The 15,688-nt window shown below is 71.5% G+C and carries 12 protein-coding genes and 4 tRNA genes; 7 read left to right on the top strand and 9 right to left on the bottom strand.

The window, feature by feature from the left end; all coding sequences use genetic code 11:
* Window positions 1-2: 2 nt before the first annotated feature.
* The 3 genes from DEJ09_RS07055 to DEJ09_RS18070 all read right to left on the bottom strand — a co-directional run bounded on the left by DEJ09_RS07055 (window position 3) and on the right by DEJ09_RS18070 (window position 2,010).
* Window positions 3-1,055, bottom strand: a complete 1,053-nt coding sequence (locus tag DEJ09_RS07055; RefSeq protein ID WP_111088039.1) for a BLUF domain-containing protein — start codon at window positions 1,053-1,055, stop codon at window positions 3-5.
* A gap of 246 nt (window positions 1,056-1,301) precedes the next feature.
* Complete coding sequence (locus DEJ09_RS07060) at window positions 1,302-1,796, bottom strand: hypothetical protein (protein WP_111088040.1); 495 nt, start codon at window positions 1,794-1,796, stop codon at window positions 1,302-1,304.
* A 76-nt stretch (window positions 1,797-1,872) separates the two neighbouring features.
* Window positions 1,873-2,010 (bottom strand): hypothetical protein, encoded by a 138-nt coding sequence (locus DEJ09_RS18070; RefSeq protein WP_181433294.1) that lies wholly within the window; start codon window positions 2,008-2,010, stop codon window positions 1,873-1,875.
* Window positions 2,011-2,239: 229 nt separating this feature from the next.
* Here DEJ09_RS18070 and DEJ09_RS07065 point away from each other — a divergent pair, with 229 nt between their 5' ends.
* Window positions 2,240-2,635 carry a hypothetical protein gene (locus tag DEJ09_RS07065; protein WP_111088041.1) on the top strand — a complete coding sequence of 132 codons (396 nt, stop codon included), beginning with the start codon at window positions 2,240-2,242 and terminating at the stop codon, window positions 2,633-2,635.
* Window positions 2,636-2,659: 24 nt separating this feature from the next.
* Here DEJ09_RS07065 and DEJ09_RS07070 read toward each other — a convergent pair whose 3' ends face one another.
* The 5 genes from DEJ09_RS07070 to DEJ09_RS07090 all read right to left on the bottom strand — a co-directional run bounded on the left by DEJ09_RS07070 (window position 2,660) and on the right by DEJ09_RS07090 (window position 4,837).
* On the bottom strand, window positions 2,660-3,844 hold the full coding sequence (locus DEJ09_RS07070) for an MFS transporter (RefSeq protein ID WP_181433295.1): 1,185 nt from the start codon (window positions 3,842-3,844) through the stop codon (window positions 2,660-2,662).
* 139 nt (window positions 3,845-3,983) lie between these two features.
* Window positions 3,984-4,364: a hypothetical protein gene (locus tag DEJ09_RS07075; protein WP_146245689.1), complete on the bottom strand. Its 381-nt coding sequence runs from the start codon at window positions 4,362-4,364 to the stop codon at window positions 3,984-3,986.
* 123 nt (window positions 4,365-4,487) lie between these two features.
* Window positions 4,488-4,562: transfer RNA gene (locus DEJ09_RS07080), tRNA-Val, on the bottom strand.
* 47 nt (window positions 4,563-4,609) lie between these two features.
* Window positions 4,610-4,683: transfer RNA gene (locus tag DEJ09_RS07085), tRNA-Cys, on the bottom strand.
* Window positions 4,684-4,765: 82 nt separating this feature from the next.
* Window positions 4,766-4,837 (bottom strand) — tRNA-Gly (locus tag DEJ09_RS07090).
* Between the two features lie 214 nt (window positions 4,838-5,051).
* Between DEJ09_RS07090 and DEJ09_RS07095 the strand changes: the two genes are divergently transcribed.
* The 5 genes from DEJ09_RS07095 (at window position 5,052) to DEJ09_RS07115 (ending at window position 11,656) form a co-directional block, all read left to right on the top strand.
* Window positions 5,052-5,124, top strand: a tRNA-Val gene (locus DEJ09_RS07095).
* 113 nt (window positions 5,125-5,237) lie between these two features.
* Window positions 5,238-6,803 carry a DUF3375 family protein gene (locus DEJ09_RS07100; RefSeq protein WP_111088043.1) on the top strand — a complete coding sequence of 522 codons (1,566 nt, stop codon included), beginning with the start codon at window positions 5,238-5,240 and terminating at the stop codon, window positions 6,801-6,803.
* Complete coding sequence (locus DEJ09_RS07105) at window positions 6,800-7,588, top strand: DUF4194 domain-containing protein (protein WP_111088044.1); 789 nt, start codon at window positions 6,800-6,802, stop codon at window positions 7,586-7,588. The genes DEJ09_RS07100 and DEJ09_RS07105 overlap by 4 nt, the downstream gene beginning before the upstream one ends.
* Window positions 7,585-10,953, top strand: a complete 3,369-nt coding sequence (locus DEJ09_RS07110) for an ATP-binding protein (RefSeq protein WP_111088045.1) — start codon at window positions 7,585-7,587, stop codon at window positions 10,951-10,953. Before DEJ09_RS07105 ends, DEJ09_RS07110 begins: the two co-directional genes overlap by 4 nt.
* A 415-nt stretch (window positions 10,954-11,368) precedes the next feature.
* Complete coding sequence (locus DEJ09_RS07115) at window positions 11,369-11,656, top strand: hypothetical protein (protein WP_146245690.1); 288 nt, start codon at window positions 11,369-11,371, stop codon at window positions 11,654-11,656.
* A 166-nt stretch (window positions 11,657-11,822) separates the two neighbouring features.
* Here DEJ09_RS07115 and DEJ09_RS07120 read toward each other — a convergent pair whose 3' ends face one another.
* Window positions 11,823-13,289 carry a peptide MFS transporter gene (locus DEJ09_RS07120; protein WP_181433121.1) on the bottom strand — a complete coding sequence of 489 codons (1,467 nt, stop codon included), beginning with the start codon at window positions 13,287-13,289 and terminating at the stop codon, window positions 11,823-11,825.
* Between the two features lie 198 nt (window positions 13,290-13,487).
* Here DEJ09_RS07120 and DEJ09_RS07125 point away from each other — a divergent pair, with 198 nt between their 5' ends.
* Window positions 13,488-15,626, top strand: a complete 2,139-nt coding sequence (locus DEJ09_RS07125; protein ID WP_111088047.1) for an acyl-CoA dehydrogenase — start codon at window positions 13,488-13,490, stop codon at window positions 15,624-15,626.
* Window positions 15,627-15,688: the final 62 nt, after the last annotated feature.

Consider the following 15,688-nt stretch of genomic DNA (forward strand, 5'->3'; position numbering starts at 1 on the left):
CGTCAGTCCACGGCCGGCGCGGAGATGTCCCACACGGTGGTCTCCTCGTACTGCTCGGACCAGCCGCGGCGCATGCGGGCGGCGGCACGGTCGAACGCGTCGACGACGTCGGTGTCCGGCGTCAGCAGCGCCTGCAGGCGGATGCCGTCGTAGAGGGCGAGCAGCTGCTGTGCCCCGCGGATCGGGTCCATCGTCGCCGGTTCGCGGCCGGCGCGGACGTCTTCCTGGAGCGCGGTGCGGACGGTCTCGCGGAACTGCAGGTACGCGGACCGGTAGTAGTCGGCGCCGTCCGTCGACGGGTCGGTCGAGATGGCCAGCGTCGCGGCGATCAGGCGCATGAGGGACGGGTCCTCAGCGTGGGCGGAGAGCAGCGCGTGCAGGAACGCCACCGTGCCCTTCTCACCGGCGAGCGGCAGCAGCGGTGCCGACACCGCGCGGGTCCACCGCATCACCGCGGCGGCCAGCAGTGCGTGCTCGGAGGGGAAGAGCTCGAGGATCTCGGCCTGCCGCATCCCCGACCGGGACGCGACGCCCTCGAGCGAGAAGCGTGACAGTCCCCCGTCGTGGATGACCGCGATCGCACCGTTGATCGCCCGCGTGCGCGGGACTTCCTCGTCGGCGGCGTTCTGGTTCGTCAGTGGTGCCAGCGGGTGCTTCCGGAACCAGTCCAGGAGGGCGCGAGCGCGGGAGGCCCCGAACGCCGGATCAGTCGGGCGACCCGGGCTGAACAGGTCGCTGAACCCCGGAACGTCGTGCATCAGCGGGTCGAGGGACTGGAACGCCATCGACCAGTCCGGGAACGAGCGCTGGGCGATCGGCTCGTCGAGCAGCACCCGGACGTTCGTGTGCCGCGGGTCGGCCCGGACCTGGTCGAAGCGCTGCCGGACGACGTCGTCCTCGCCCTCGATGATCCCGATGCAGTTGTCATCGCGGTGCGCGAGCATGCCGGTGATGCCAAGCCGGGTGTTCTTCTCGCGACCGACCGCCAGGATCTGGGCGAGTTCGGAATCCGTGATCGGACGGGTCTGGGTGCTGGTGTAGACGAGCGATCGCATGGTGCTGCTTCCTGGTCGGACGGTCCCCCGGTGTGTGGGAGGCGCCGCCGTGTCGAACCCGAATCGACTCGACGGCACCTCGTGGTCACCGTAACCAGCGGCGACCACCTTCACTGCGACGCAAGACGGTCCGTGGCTGTTCGGCACCCGGAGGATGCCGACCTCTGAATGGAACCATCCGGCGTCGGTCCGCGGTACCCCCACAATGGGGAACGCGCGTTCTCCGGCTGTTCCTCGGGGTTCGCGTCAGTGCGCGCGGTCGCCCGACGGTGGCGTCTCGAAGATGCGCTCACCCGTCGTCGGGTCCCACCCGATGGTGCGGGGTTCCGCTGATCGCGGGCGTCGTTCGTCCCGCGGGAAGAACGGACGGGCACTGGGCAGGTAGCTGAGCACCGCGGCGACGACGACGCAGACGGCGTCGACGAGGCTCCAGTCCACGCCGTCGGTGGCGATGGTGAGCACTTCGCTGCAGGCAGTCAGCCCGGCGATGATGGCGAGCCAGAGACGCGCGTTCCCGGAGCCTCGTCCCATCCGCGTTGCCAGCCACAGGAACAGTGCCGACCAGGCGAGAACGAGGACGAGCCCGAGCGACGCTCCGATGATCGCGCCGCCGGCTTCGCGCATGGACACGACCATCCCGGGCGCGGCGGCCACGAGGCTGATGACGACGGACGCCCACCAGAGCGCCACGGCGATCGTGACGACCCGCGGTCGCGTGCGCTGTTCGGTGCGCTGTTCCATCAGGTACTCCCCCGTCGTTCCGCTGGATGCGGCTCCACGATCCTACGGTGACGGAGCGGAACCACGGTCGCGCTGCCTACGGGCGGTAGTCCTCGCGACGTGGCGGGACCTGCGCCGCGTGGGAATCGGTGTACGGCTTCGCGCCCCGCATCCCACCCAGCGTCTTCGCGACCGTCGTCAGCAACCAGCCCAGCCCTCGTGCCACGGTGCTCAAGATCCTCATGGTGCCCCCCGTCGGACCGACCTGCGTCGGCCTCGTCCCGTCACACCGTACGCGGAGGGCCGGATTCCCGCCAGGGACGGCAGACTCTCGGTCCCGTCGTCGATCGACGTCGCGCATAGGCTGGACGCCCGACCGGGGAGGAGTCGCGATGCCGGTGGTCCGTGAGCGAGTGCCGTTGTGGCGCACACCCTGGTGGCACCCTCGCCGCTGGGAGGCGCGGATGTGGGGGCTGCTCGTCGCGGCTGCTGCTGGCGGCGTCCTCCGCGAAGTGGCGCATCCGTTCTACGACGACGGGGTGCGGGCGGTCGCGAACTGGCTCGCCCTCTGCATCCCAGGATGTGTGATCGCGTACGTCGTGGTCGGTCGGTGGAAGAAGGGCCTGACCACGCTGTGGAAGCCGTCGTGGCGCGAGCTCCGACGGATCCTTGTGGCAGCACCGCTCGGAGTGCTGGCCCTGCGGCTGCTCATCGAGGACGACGACGGGTGGTTGTGGCTGCTCGCCGGGGTGTCCGCCGCGCTGCTCGCGCTCGCGGTGGCTCGCTGGGTCGCTGCGCGCCGCGATCGTCGACGTCGGACGAATGCCTACGGGACGGTGTCCGCTGACCCGTACGCGTAGCGCCCGATGGGGTTCGTCTGTGCCCTACGCGTCCCGTGCTGCGGCCGTCTTCGACGGTAACCGCGATGCCACGAGCGTCCCGACGAGCGCCACCACCGCGAAGGCCGCGAACCCGAACGGCAGCCCGATCGCGCTGCCGACACCACCGACGACGAGTGGTCCGACGGCGTCCCCGGTCTCACGCCCGAGCTCCGCTGAACCCATGGTGCGACCGAGCCGATCCGGCGGAGTCGTCCCGGCGAGGTGCGCGAACGCGACGGGTGTCAGCGTGGCGACACCGGCCCCGGCGAGCAGGGCCGCCATGAAGACGGCCACCGCCGAGGGTGCGACGGCGACCACCAGGAACGCAGCGGCCACCGCGGCCGTCCCGGCCACCCCCGCGATCCCGGTGCCGAGACGCCCGGCGTCGTGCAGCCGCCCGGCGACGGGCTGCACGAGCGACGACGTCACCGCGAGGACGGCGACCGCGAGTGTCGACACCAGGAGCGGGATGCCGACCTCGGTGCCGAGCGCCGGGAGCATCCCGGTCAGCGCGCCGATCGCAGCGCTGCCGACGGCCAGGACGACGACCGGGATGAGGAACTGGCGGTCCGTGGCAGCTCGGACCATCACGGCGAGCGTGGCCCGCTGCCGGGGCAGGGGCACGATCGGCTCGACGGCGACGAGCACCGCCACCGCCGTCACGAGAGCCATCACGACGAGGATCCCGAAGAGCCACTGCGTGCTGCCGAACTGCACCACGAGTGCACCGATGACCGGTCCCCCGGCGTAGCCGAGACCCTTCCACGAGCCGTACCGACCGAAGTACGTCCCGCGACGGTGCGCCGGCACGAGGCGGGCGACCGCGGCAGACGATGCGGGCGAGAACGCGGAGGCGCCGGCACCCTGCAACAGACGAGCGAGCCCGAGCCAGAACGGACCGGTCCCGAAGACGCCGATGAGTGAAGCTGCCGCGAAGACAACGAGTCCGCCGACGATCACCGGTCGCGGGCCGATGCGGTCGGACAGTGCGCCGAAGACCGGCTTGAGGACGAGTTCGGCGACGTCGTAGAGCGCCAGGAAGAGCCCCAGCCACGCGAGCGTCAGGCCCAGTTCGAGGTGTTCGCCGCCGACCGCCGCGGCGATGCCGTTCGCCCCGAAGGCGGTCACGAACCCCGCGGCGTACAGCGGAGCGAGCCGAGGGGCAGTGGTCGTCGACGAGGCGGTCACGTGCTCACCTTGGCCGACCGCGCTCTGGTCCACCAGCCCCTCGTGGTCGACACGCGGGCCAGCGAACGCCGCGCGCCCTGCGACGAGGCCGGCTGACTCGATCTGGGCCATTCCAGTCGCCGTCGAGGGAACTCCGTCGCTACAGCCGGATCGCCCACTCGATGGTCGGCGGTGCTCCGCCGCCGTGTCGGAGGGCGTAGTCGTCCAACACCGCCCGGCGGACGTCCACACCGCGCGCGAATCGTTCCAGGTGCGTCAGGAGCCATTCTGCCGGCGCCTCGTCGATCATCTCCTGCCACGTCGGACCGAGCACTTCGTCCAGTTCGAGCACGGCAGCGTGGGTGTCACGGCCGTCGAACTCGTAGACCGCGACTCGGCGCGCGGTGAACGCCAGCCAGACTCCTCGTTCGACGACGACGTCTCCGGGGTCCCGATCGTTCCGCTGCCACTCGCAGACCTTGTGGAACAGCACGGGCGTGGTGCCGCGTCGGGCACGCTTCCGCCTCCGGCCGATCTGCATGACCACCACCGTACCGGGCGGGGTGCACGGAACATCGCGGACCTGGCGGACTGGGAACGGCGAGCAGACCGGAACGAAGAAAGCCCCCGGCCGGACCTGGTGGTCCTGCCGGGGGCTTCGTGGTGGTGGGCGATACTGGGATCGAACCAGTGACCTCTTCCGTGTCAGGGAAGCGCGCTACCGCTGCGCCAATCGCCCAAGTCCCTGCGTGGACCGGAGTCCATCAAGGTCTTGGAGGGTGGATCTGGAGGTGGGGACGGGATTCGAACCCGCGTGGACGGCTTTGCAGGCCGCTGCCTAGCCTCTCGGCCACCCCACCATCGAGGTTCACGTCTCCGTGAGTACCCGAACGGTGGGATACCCTCTGGTGAGTCGCGGGCCTTCGAGAAGACCCACACTCGAGCGGATGACGAGATTCGAACTCGCGACCCTCACCTTGGCAAGGTGATGCGCTACCACTGCGCCACATCCGCACCTGTCGTTCCGCTGTCGCGGCGACGACGTAAACTCTATACGCACCGGGGCACTTCCACCAAAATCCTCCCCGTTCACCGGGCGTGTCCCCCGAGTTCATGCGGATCGGGGCGGTTCGACACCCCCTGCGGGCAGCGCGCCACACCCGGGCGCGCGACGTGTTCGATGCACCGCCGGACTTCCGCTAGTATCGATCCGCACGAACAGTGCAGGGGGCGATTGGCGCAGTTGGTAGCGCGCTTCGTTCACACCGAAGAGGTCATCAGTTCGAGTCTGGTATCGCCCACACAGCAACACACACCACCGACAAGAGCCCGACGCAGCAGCGTCGGGCTCTTGTCATCTCATCAGGCCGCAGCACGCGGGCCAGACCACCAGCACGATCGGACGAAGGGGCGCATGACCGACGTCGACCTCGAGTTCGCCCGGGTCCGAGCGGTCCTCGACCGTCCGACCCTGCGGCTCATGTCCCGGCCGACCAGCGCCACGGTCCTGGCCGTGTTCCGCACGGTCTTCGATCGCGACGTGCAGTACGTCCCCGCCGACCGCATGCACCTGCAGGTCGAGGAACACGTCGCGCGCCTGCAGGCCGCGGGTGCCCGTGTGCCCGCGAGCGACCAGCCGGTGCCGGCGGCCAGCGCGCAGGCCGACAGCGAGCAGACCGAGGGCGAGCAGGAGGCCCGCCCGAACGGCCGCGCCCTGTGCCGCGAGTGGGTCGGCGCCCAGTGGCTCGTCCGCTCGAACTCCCCCGACGGCGACGAGCAGTACTCCCTGACGAGCCACGCCCTCGAAGCCCTGAGCCTCGTCGACGCGCTGTCGGCCGACCGCGCCCTGATCAGCGAGAGCCGCCTGGCGATGATCGTCGACGCCGTGCACCGGTGGGCCGCCCGGGCCGAACCCGACCCCGACGTGCAGATCCGCCGGATCGACGCCCAGATCGCCGAGCTGCAGGCCGAGCGGGAGCGCCTGGAGCACGGCGACGACGTCGTGGCCGTCGACGACGACCGGATGCGCGACGGGTACACGAACATCTCCGACCTGATCCGGCAGCTGCCGAGTGACTTCAAGCGCGTGGAAGAAGCGGTCGCGACGATGCACCGCTCGATCGTCGAGGACTTCCGGCAGGAGGTCCGCCCGATCGGCGAGATCCTCGACGACTACCTGGCGCGCACGGACAACCTGATGGAAGCGACGCCCGAGGGCCGTGCCTTCGAGGGCGCCTTCGAACTGCTGCGCGACGACGCCCTGCTCCTGCGGCTCCGGGACGACATCGCGACGATCCTGGCGCACCCGTTCGCGCAGGGCCTCGGAGCCGGCGAGCGTCGGGCCTTCCGCAACACCGTGACGATCCTGCGCCAGGGCATCGAGGACGTCCTCGCCCAGCGCCGTCAGCTCACCGCCACGCTCCGCGACCAGATCGTCGCCCACGACGTGGTGCGCGACCGCGAGCTCGACGCCGTGCTCCGCTCGATCAACCGCGGCCTCGCCACCCTGATGGACCAGGGCGGCGCACGCGACCGGATCCCGCTGCCGCTCCTACCGGCGGCCGCCGAGGTCGGCACGCTGCGCGAGCGCTTCTACGACCCGGACGCCGAGTCCGTGCCGCCGCCCATCGAGGAACCCGACGACGACGTCTTCGAGGACCTCGACGTCGAGATGCTCCGCATGCACGGCGGGCCGCTCCTGACCGAGCTGCGCGCGGCACTCCGCTCCGCCGAGGCCGACTCGAGCGTCGACGCGTTCCACGGGCTGCCGCCCGAGCAGCGCCGACCGGTCGAGCTCTTCGGCCTCGCGCACCTGCTGACGGGGCGCGACGACTTCGAGTCGGCCGCGCACGTCGCCGAGCACCGGACGGTCCGCCCCGACGGCACCGCGATCACCTTCCACATGCCCACCGCTGCGCTCGACGACGAGCGCACTCCGGTCGGCGACGCACACGACGAGAACGCACAGGAGGCACGGTGAGCGACACGACGCCGGCACCGGTCGACGACACGGTCCCCTACGACGACCCCGCATCGGTGATGCAGGACGACGAGCGTGACGAGTCCAGCTTCGCCCTCTTCGAGGGCGACGAGGGCCGGCTCGACGAGCACCAGCGACGCGCCCTGGTGGCACTGCTGCGGCACTCGTACGTCAGCTCCCGCACGCACCCCGACGAGTGGCGCGCGGTGCTCGACGCCGAGTACCAGCTGCGGTCCCGCCTGAACGACCTGTTCCTCGAGCTGCACGTCGACCGTGACCGCGAGGTCGCCTGGAAGCGCCAGGCCCGGTCGGAGAGCCAGCGCCGCACGTTCCCGACCCTGCTCCGCGACCTGCCGTACACCCGCGAGGAGACGATCGTCCTCGTCTACCTGCGGATGCGCCTGCGCGCCGACGCCCGACCGGGCCCGGACCAGGTCGTCGTGGACCGCTCCGAGATCCTCGGGCACGTGGCGGGCTTCCGTCCGGCGACCGCGACCGACCGCACCCGCGACGAGGGCCGGGTCGCGAAGGCGATCGAGCGCCTCGTGACCGCACGCATCCTGATCCGCACCTCCGACCCGGACCGCTTCCGGGTGGCGAGCGTCGTCGAGGTGCTGCTCCCCCTGGAGCGCCTGCTCGAACTGGACGCCTGGTTGCGGACCACCACCGCGCAGGGTGAGGCGACCGCCCCAGGTGGCGAGCCGACCGACGGGGACGACCCGTCCCTCCAGGCAGACGGCGAAGCCGAGACCGACACCGACGACGAAGGCGAGACGGAAGCGTGACCGACACGTTCGAGATCCCGGCGCTCTTCGACACGGTCGCGCAGTGGCGCGCCGAGTCGATGCAGGTCGTCAACTGGGGTGGCTTCCACGGCCACCGGCAGGTCGAGCTGTCCGGCACGGCGACGCTCATCTCCGGCGCCTCGGGCACCGGCAAGTCCACGCTGATGGACGCCTACCTGGCCGTGATGATGCCGTCCGACGTGCCGTTCAACGGCGCCTCGAACGACGCCACCACCGGCCGCGCCCGCAGCGCCGACCAGCGCAACCTGCTCACGTACCTGCGCGGCAAGGTCGACACCCGGCGCGACCCGGAGACCGGCAGTCTGCGCGACGTGAACCTGCGCGGTGACGACCAGACCACCTGGGGTGCGGCGGCGGTCACGTTCCGGAACGACGACGAGCGGCGCTTCACGGTGCTGCGTGCGTACATCGTGCCGAAGCGCGCCCGCGGGGTCGGCGACATCCAGATGACCATGGCGACGGTCGACGACACCTTCGACCTGCGCCGGCTCGAGGAGTTCGTGCCGTCGCGGTTCCACCACCTCGAGCTGACCGGCCGTGTGCCGGGGCTCGTCATCCGCGACACCTACCAGGAGCTCGCGTACACGCTGCAGACCCGGCTGGGCATCGGTGACTCCGGCGGCGGCAACCGGGCGATGCGCCTGCTCGCCCGGATCCAGGCCGGCCAGCACCTGCCGACCGTCGACGCGTTGTACAAGTCGCTCGTGCTCGAGACCCCCGGCACGTACGAGGCGGCCGACCGGGCCCTCGCGCACTTCTCCGCCCTCGACGAGGCGTACGAGGCGATGGACACCGAGGAGCGCAAGGTCCGCATCCTCTCGCCCATCACCGACCTGCACGACGAGATCTCGCGTGCGACCGAGGCCGCAGCGGCCCTGGACGGCATCGCGACCGGCGCCGAGGTGTCGCCGTTCGCGCACTGGACGGCCTCGCGGAAGCGCGATCTGCTCGATGCCGAGGTCGCGCGCAACGCCCGGGAGCGGACGGCATCGCGCGCCGAGGTCGCCGCGGCCGAGGCCCGGCACGCCGCCGTCGAGATCGAGCTGCGCGACGCCGAGGCCCGGCTCCGCGACCAGGGCGGCAACGCGCTCGCCCAGCTCGAGGACCGCATCGAACGGCTCACCCGTGAGCGCGACGCCGTGGTGCGCACCCGTGGCACCTTCGACGAGCGCACGGCGGTGCTCGGCACGTCCGTCGCGACCGAGGCCGACTTCACCGTCGCGCAGCGCGCCTCGCACGAGTTCCTCGGGTCGTACGCCGACGCGCGCACCGCCCTCGACGAACGCCGCGACGCCCTGACCCGCGAGGAGTACCCGCTCCTCGACCGCGAGCGGTCCCTGCGGCAGGAGCGCCAGTCGCTCGAACACCGGCAGGGCGCCATGCCGCTGCCGATGCACGAGGCCCGGCTCGCGATGGCCCGCGCCGCCGGCATCGACCCGGCCGAGCTGCCCTTCGTGGCGGAACTGCTCGACGTGCTGCCCGGCGAGGAGCGCTGGCGCACGGCCATCGAGTCCGTCCTGGCCCCCGTCGCCCGCACGCTGCTCGTCGACCAGGACCGCCTCGGCGACTTCAGCGAGGCGATCGACGCACTGCGCCTGCCCGTCCGCGTGCAGTTCGAGGGTGTGCCGACCGGCCCGCACCTGGACCTCGACGGCGACCCGGCGATGGTCTCCGGCAAGCTCGCCATCAAGCCGTCGCCGTTCAGCACCTGGGTGCGCGAACGGATCGAGTCCGACCGCACCGACGCACGCTGTGTCGCCTCGGCGTCGGACCTCGGCGGAGGTGGCCGCCGGGTCACCGAGTCCGGGCAGCTGCGCGACGGTCGTCGTGGCGCGCACGGTGACCGCCGCCAGTCGAACGTCATCGGCTTCACGAACGAGGCCCGCGTCGCCGCGGTCGAGCAGGAGCTCGCCTCGATCGCGCAGGACCTCGCCACGCTCGAGGCCCGCCGCACCGACGTCGCGCAGGACCTCACCGCGCTCGACGTGCTCCGCGCCGCGCACCAGCACGTGGTCGACGTCACGTGGGCCGTGATCGACGTCGACGGGCTCGGGACCTCCCTCGCCCGGCTCGACGAGGAACGGCAGGCGCTACTCGCCGCCGACGACGGCCTCCGGACGCTGCGGGCCTCGGTCGCCCGGCTCCGGAAGTCCCTCGACGAGGCCGCCGACCGTCGCTCCGCCGCACGGCTGTCCGTCCAGCGGCTCGAGGAGCGCCACGCGGTGCTCGTCGACGGCCAGGACGCCGCCGCCGAGATCCTGGAGCGCTTCGACTCCTCGCCCGGTTCGCTGCCGGACGACCAGCAGTCCCGCCTGCTCGAGGAGACCTTCGAGGAGATCGGCGCCCCGGACGGCGTCGACGGGTTCGACGACGCGACCCGACGACTCAAGCGCCGGCTCGAGGAGCGGCTCACGCAGGCACTCGACGGTGCCGCGGCGGCCTCGACCTCGTTGACGCTGACGTTCCAGCGGTACCAGGACGCCTGGCCCGACCCGAACCTCGGCACCGGCGTCGCGTCGTACCCGGACTACCACGCGATCCTCGACCAGATCGTGGCGACCGGCCTGCACGCGCGTCGGAGCGAGTGGCGTCGACGCCTGTCGCAGTGGAGCGGCGAGGACCTCGTCCCGCTCGCCGGTGCCTTCGACCGTGCCGTCGTCGAGATCGAGGAGCGCCTCGAGCCGGTCAACGAGATCCTGCGGGAGCTGCCGTTCGGCGCGAACCGGGACCGCCTGAAGATCCAGATCCGCCGGGTCACCCGCGAGGACGTCACCGCCTTCCGTCGGGAGCTCCGCGCGCTGTCCGCCTCGGTCGACACCGAGCTGACCGACGATGTGCTCGAGACCCGGTTCCGGCGGCTCCGGCGCTTCATGGCGGTCATCCGGCCCGACCCGGACGCCGCCCGCGGCCGCACCACCCAGCGCGACGCGGTGCTCGACGTCCGGCGGCACATGGAGATCACGGCCGTCCGGTACGACACCGACGGCAACGACCTCGGCGTGTACTCGTCGCTCGGCGACAAGTCCGGTGGTGAGACGCAGGAGCTCGTCGCGTTCATCGTCGGCGCCGCGCTGCGCTACCAGCTCGGTGACGAGACCCGCCCACGGCCCCGGTTCGCGCCGGTGTTCCTCGACGAGGCGTTCATCAAGGCGGACTCGGAGTTCGCCGGCCGTGCGGTCACCGCGTGGCTCCGGCTCGGGTTCCAGCTCGTCGTGAGTGCGCCGCTCGACAAGGTCACGGCGCTCGAACCGTCGATGGAGCGGCTGCTGTCGATGCGCAAGCACCCCGAGACGGGCCACTCGTCCATCACCGAGATCGCCCGGGTGGAGCCGGCCGCGGTCTGACGCGGGCCGGGTCTGGTCGCGGGGCGGTCGGCTGGTCAAGACACCCCGCTCGGGTTCGCCGAGGGGTCACGAACTGTCGCCTGGCGGCGGCGCAGCCGACGGTTCCTGACCACTCGACGCGCGGCAGGCGGGGTGTCCTGATCACCCGGCCCGCGCTCTGGACGCGACCGACAGCGGCCTGGAGGCGCGGTGCGGGCCCGCCACGGGCCTCCCGGCCGTCGTCCCGCCGGTCGCAACACCCCGCTCACCTCCGCGCGCTGGTCACGACGCGTCGCCTGGCGGCGGCGCAGCCGACGGTTCGCGACCACTCGACGCGCGGCAGGCGGGGTGTCCTGACCACCCGGCGGCCGGTCCGTCAGCGTGTCGACAGGTGCCGCACAGACGTTCCGTGACCACTCGCCGCTACGGTGATGGCGTGTTCGGACGCCGCCGCTCCCCCAGTCCCCGCCCCGACGATGCTCCTGGTCTCGGCATCGGTGCCCTCGTGCAGGTCATCGACACCGATCGGGGTGGTGAGCAGTGGGCCGACGAGCCGATCGGGGTGATCGTGGCTCCCGGCGGGAGTCAGATCGGCGGGACACCGCGCACGTGGACCGTCGCCTTCGATGAGCCCGCGTACACGAAGGACGGCCGCGGCCCCTTCGAGCGCGCGACCGTCCTGAGTCGCCAGCTGGTGCCGGTCACGACCGACAGCGGCGAGTAGTCCGGGTCAGGGACTCAGTACTCCTCGGAGCCGCTCTTCATCATGGCCGCGACGGCCATGCAGCACCCGACGCCACCGAGGACGCCGACGCCGATGATGATCCCTGCGATGAGTTCGAGCATGGGTGGTGACTCCTTGGTTGCGTCGGCGTGTGGCTCCGCTCAGGTTACCGGATGCCGCGCATGAGCCGCAGCACCGGCTTGGCCAGGAGCAGCAGGACCACGCCCACCACGACGGCGACCAGGCCGAGGATCGTGAAGTACGGGGCCTCGTTCGCCGGGTCGTAGTAGCGGGACAGCACCCCGGTGACGGCGGTGCCCAGCGACACCGACAGGAAGAACAGCGCGACCATCTGCGTCTGGAACTTCGGCGGCGCGAGCTTCGTCGCGACGGACTGGCCGACGGGCGAGAGCAGCAGCTCGGCGAGCGTGAAGACCAGCAGGATGCCGACGAGCGCCAGCAGCGGCGTGCCGTTCTCGCCCGAGCCGGTGAACGGCAGGAAGAGCAGGAACGCGAGCCCCATGATCCCGGTGCCGAGAGCGAACTTCGTCGGGGTGGACGGCTGGCGGTCGCCGAGCTTGGTCCACAGCGCCGCGAAGACGCCGGACAGCACGATGATGAAGACCGGGTTGATCGACTGCACCCACGACACCGGCATCTCCCAGCCGAACAGCGAGCGGTCGAGGCGCTCGTCGGAGTAGACCGTCACGACGGTGAACTGCTGCTGGTAGAGCGACCAGAACACGGCACTGCCGATGAACAGCGGGATGAACGCGAAGACCCGCGACCGCTCGTCACGGGTGATGCCGCTCGACAGGATGACCACGAAGTAGCCGATGGTGGCCAGCACGACGACCGCCACCACGACGGTGGGCAGGTTGCCGACGTTGAGCAGGCCGGTCAGCACGGCGACGACGATGACGACGAGCGCGACGACGACGCCGGCTCCGATGAGCGGCAGACGCCGGCGGTCGACGGGGTTCGCCACGTGGCGGACGACCTCGGGCAGCTTCTTCCGCCTGATCGCGTACTGCACCAGGCCCGCCGCCATGCCGACGGCGGCGAGGCCGAAGCCCCAGTGGAAGCCGAGCGAGCTCTGCAGCAGCCCGGTGAGCAGCGGTCCGAAGAACGCCCCGAGGTTCACGCCGAGGTAGTAGAGCGAGAAGCCGGCGTCGCGGCGCGGGTCCTCGCGGCTGTAGAGGCCGCCGACGATCGTGGTGGCGGTGGCCTTGAGCCCGCCGGAGCCGAGCGCGATGAGCACGAGGCCGACCCCGACCCCGGCCACCCCGGGGATGAGCGCGAGGGCGATGTGCCCGAGCATGACGACGATCGCGCTGCCGAACAGGGTCCGGTCCGCGCCAATCAGCCGGTCGGCGATCCACGCCCCGATGATCGTGAACAGGTACACCGCGCCGCCGTAGGCACCCATGATGCCGGTGGCGATGCCCTTGTCGATCCCCAGGCCGCCCTGCGTGACCGTGTAGTACATGTAGATGAGGACGATGCCCTGCATCCCGTAGAACGAGAACCGCTCCCAGAGCTCCACGGCGAACGGTGTCGAGAGCTCGAACGGTTGCCCGAAGAAGGTGCGTCCGGGACGGCCTTCGCGGTCCGCGGGGGTGGTACGTGACATGGCGGCCAGTCTGCCCCCGGCCGGGTGGGCACGCCCAATCGTCGAACCCCGCTCATGTCTTTGGAGGGTTCCCACGACCTCGTGACGGCACCGGCGACACGGGGTTGTGCGGCCCGCACGGCGTTCCCGCCACTGTCGGCACCGGTGTCTAGCGTGGACGGTGCAACACGGACACCGCAGTTCAGGAGGACTCCGCCCATGGTCGACACCGCACCCGCCCAGCGCACCACCCCCGCCAGCGGCAGCGACACCGCGCCGGACGTCGACGCGAAGAACGCCGCGCCGAACGCCGACGCCGCCGGCGACCCGGCAGCGGGCACCCCGACGGCCGGGACGGACACCGACGTCCGCATCGACGTCGAGTTGGTGCAGGAGCTCCTGCTCGGACGCTGGGCCGAGGACCGCCGGATCTCCCGGCGGCTCGCGCTCGACCCCGCGATGCAGAAGATCGAGGGCCAGCCGATCCCCGAGCACCGGGCACGCGTGCTCGAGCAGCTCCGGACCCTGGTCGACGCCGGGGCGATCCAGCGCCCGTACCCCGCAGAGTTCGGCGGCCAGGACAACCACGGCGGCAACCTGGCGGCGTTCGAGGAACTCGTCACCGCCGATCCGTCGATGCAGATCAAGGCCGGGGTGCAGTGGGGCCTGTTCGGGTCCGCCGTGCACCACCTGGGCACCGAGGCGAACCACCGCGAGTTCCTGCCGGGCATCGTCTCGTTCGAGGTCCCCGGCTGCTTCGCGATGACCGAGACCGGCCACGGCTCGGACGTCCAGAGCATCGCCACGACGGCCACGTACGACCCCGCGACCGAGGAGTTCGAGATCCACACGCCGTTCCGCGGTGCGTGGAAGGACTACATCGGCAACGCGGCCCTGCACGGGCACGCCGCCGTCGTGTTCGCGAAGCTCGTGACCGCCGGTGTCGACCACGGCGTGCACGCGTTCTACGTCCCGCTCCGCGACGCCGACGGGGCGTTCCTCCCCGGCGTCAGCGGTGAGGACGACGGCCCCAAGGGCGGGCTGAACGGCATCGACAACGGTCGGCTCGCGTTCGACCACGTCCGGGTCCCCCGCACGAACCTGCTGAACCGCTACGGCGACGTCGCCGCGGACGGCACCTACTCGTCGCCGATCGCCTCGCCCGGCCGCCGGTTCTTCACGATGCTCGGCACCCTGGTGCAGGGCCGGGTGTCGCTCGACGGCGCCGCGGTCGTCGCCCAGAAGATCGCGCTGCAGATCGCCCTGACCTACGCGATGCAGCGCCGCCAGTTCCCCACCGGTGACGGCACCGAGGGCGTGCTGCTCGACTACGGCCGGCACCAGCGCCGGCTCATCCCGCGCCTGGCGACGGTGTTCGCGCAGTCGTTCGCGCACGAGAAGCTCCTGCGCACCTTCGACGACGTCTTCAGCGGGCGACAGGACACCCCGGAGCGCCGGGAGGACCTGGAGACCCAGGCCGCGGCGTTCAAGTCGATGTCGACCTGGTCGGCGCTCGACACCCTGCAGGAGGCCCGCGAGGCCTGCGGCGGTGCCGGGTTCCTCGCCGAGAACCGTCTGACCGGGCTCCGCGCCGACCTCGACGTCTACGTGACGTTCGAGGGCGACAACACCGTGCTGCTGCAGCTCGTCGGCAAACGCCTGCTCACCGAGTTCCGCGCGAAGGCCCCGAAGGACCCGGCGTCCACCGCGAAGTTCGTGGCGGCCGTCGCGGCGTCGAAGCTGGCCGACGCGTCCGGCATCCGTCGCCTCGGCCAGACCGTGGCCGACCGCGGCTCCCTGGCCGCCAGCGTCGCCGACCTGCAGGACCCCCGCACGCAGCGCGAACTGCTCGCCGGTCGGGTCGACACGATGGTGGCCGAGATCGGCATGCGGCTGGCATCGGCCGGCAAGGACCGCGCTCGCGCCGCCCGACTGCTGAACCGCTCGCAGCACGAGCTCATCGAGGCGTCGAAGGCGCACGCCGAGCTCATGCAGTGGGATGCCTTCACCGAGGCGCTCGACGAGGTCACCGAGGGCGACACCCGCCGCGTGCTCGTGTGGCTGCGCGACCTGTTCGCGCTCGGCCTGCTCGAGCAGCACCTGGACTGGTACCTGCTGCACGGCCGACTGTCGGCGCAGCGTGCCCGTGCGGTGTCGGCGTACATCGACCGGCTCGTCGCCCGGGTCCGGCCGATCGTGCCGCAGCTGATCGAGACCTTCGGGTACGAGCCCGGTCACGTCCGCGCACCGATCGCGCTCGGTGCGGAGCAGGCCCGACAGGACGAGGCACGCGCCTGGTTCGCCGCCGAGGCCGCCGCCGGCCGGCTGCCCGAACAGGAGAAGAAGCCCCGCCCGTGACGGACACACAGCCGCAGCCGTGATCGACGAGCAGCCGCGCCCGTGACGGGCGTGGCTGCGTG

The sequence above is a fragment of the Curtobacterium sp. MCLR17_055 genome, from assembly GCF_003234305.1.
Classification (GTDB): domain Bacteria; phylum Actinomycetota; class Actinomycetes; order Actinomycetales; family Microbacteriaceae; genus Curtobacterium; species Curtobacterium flaccumfaciens.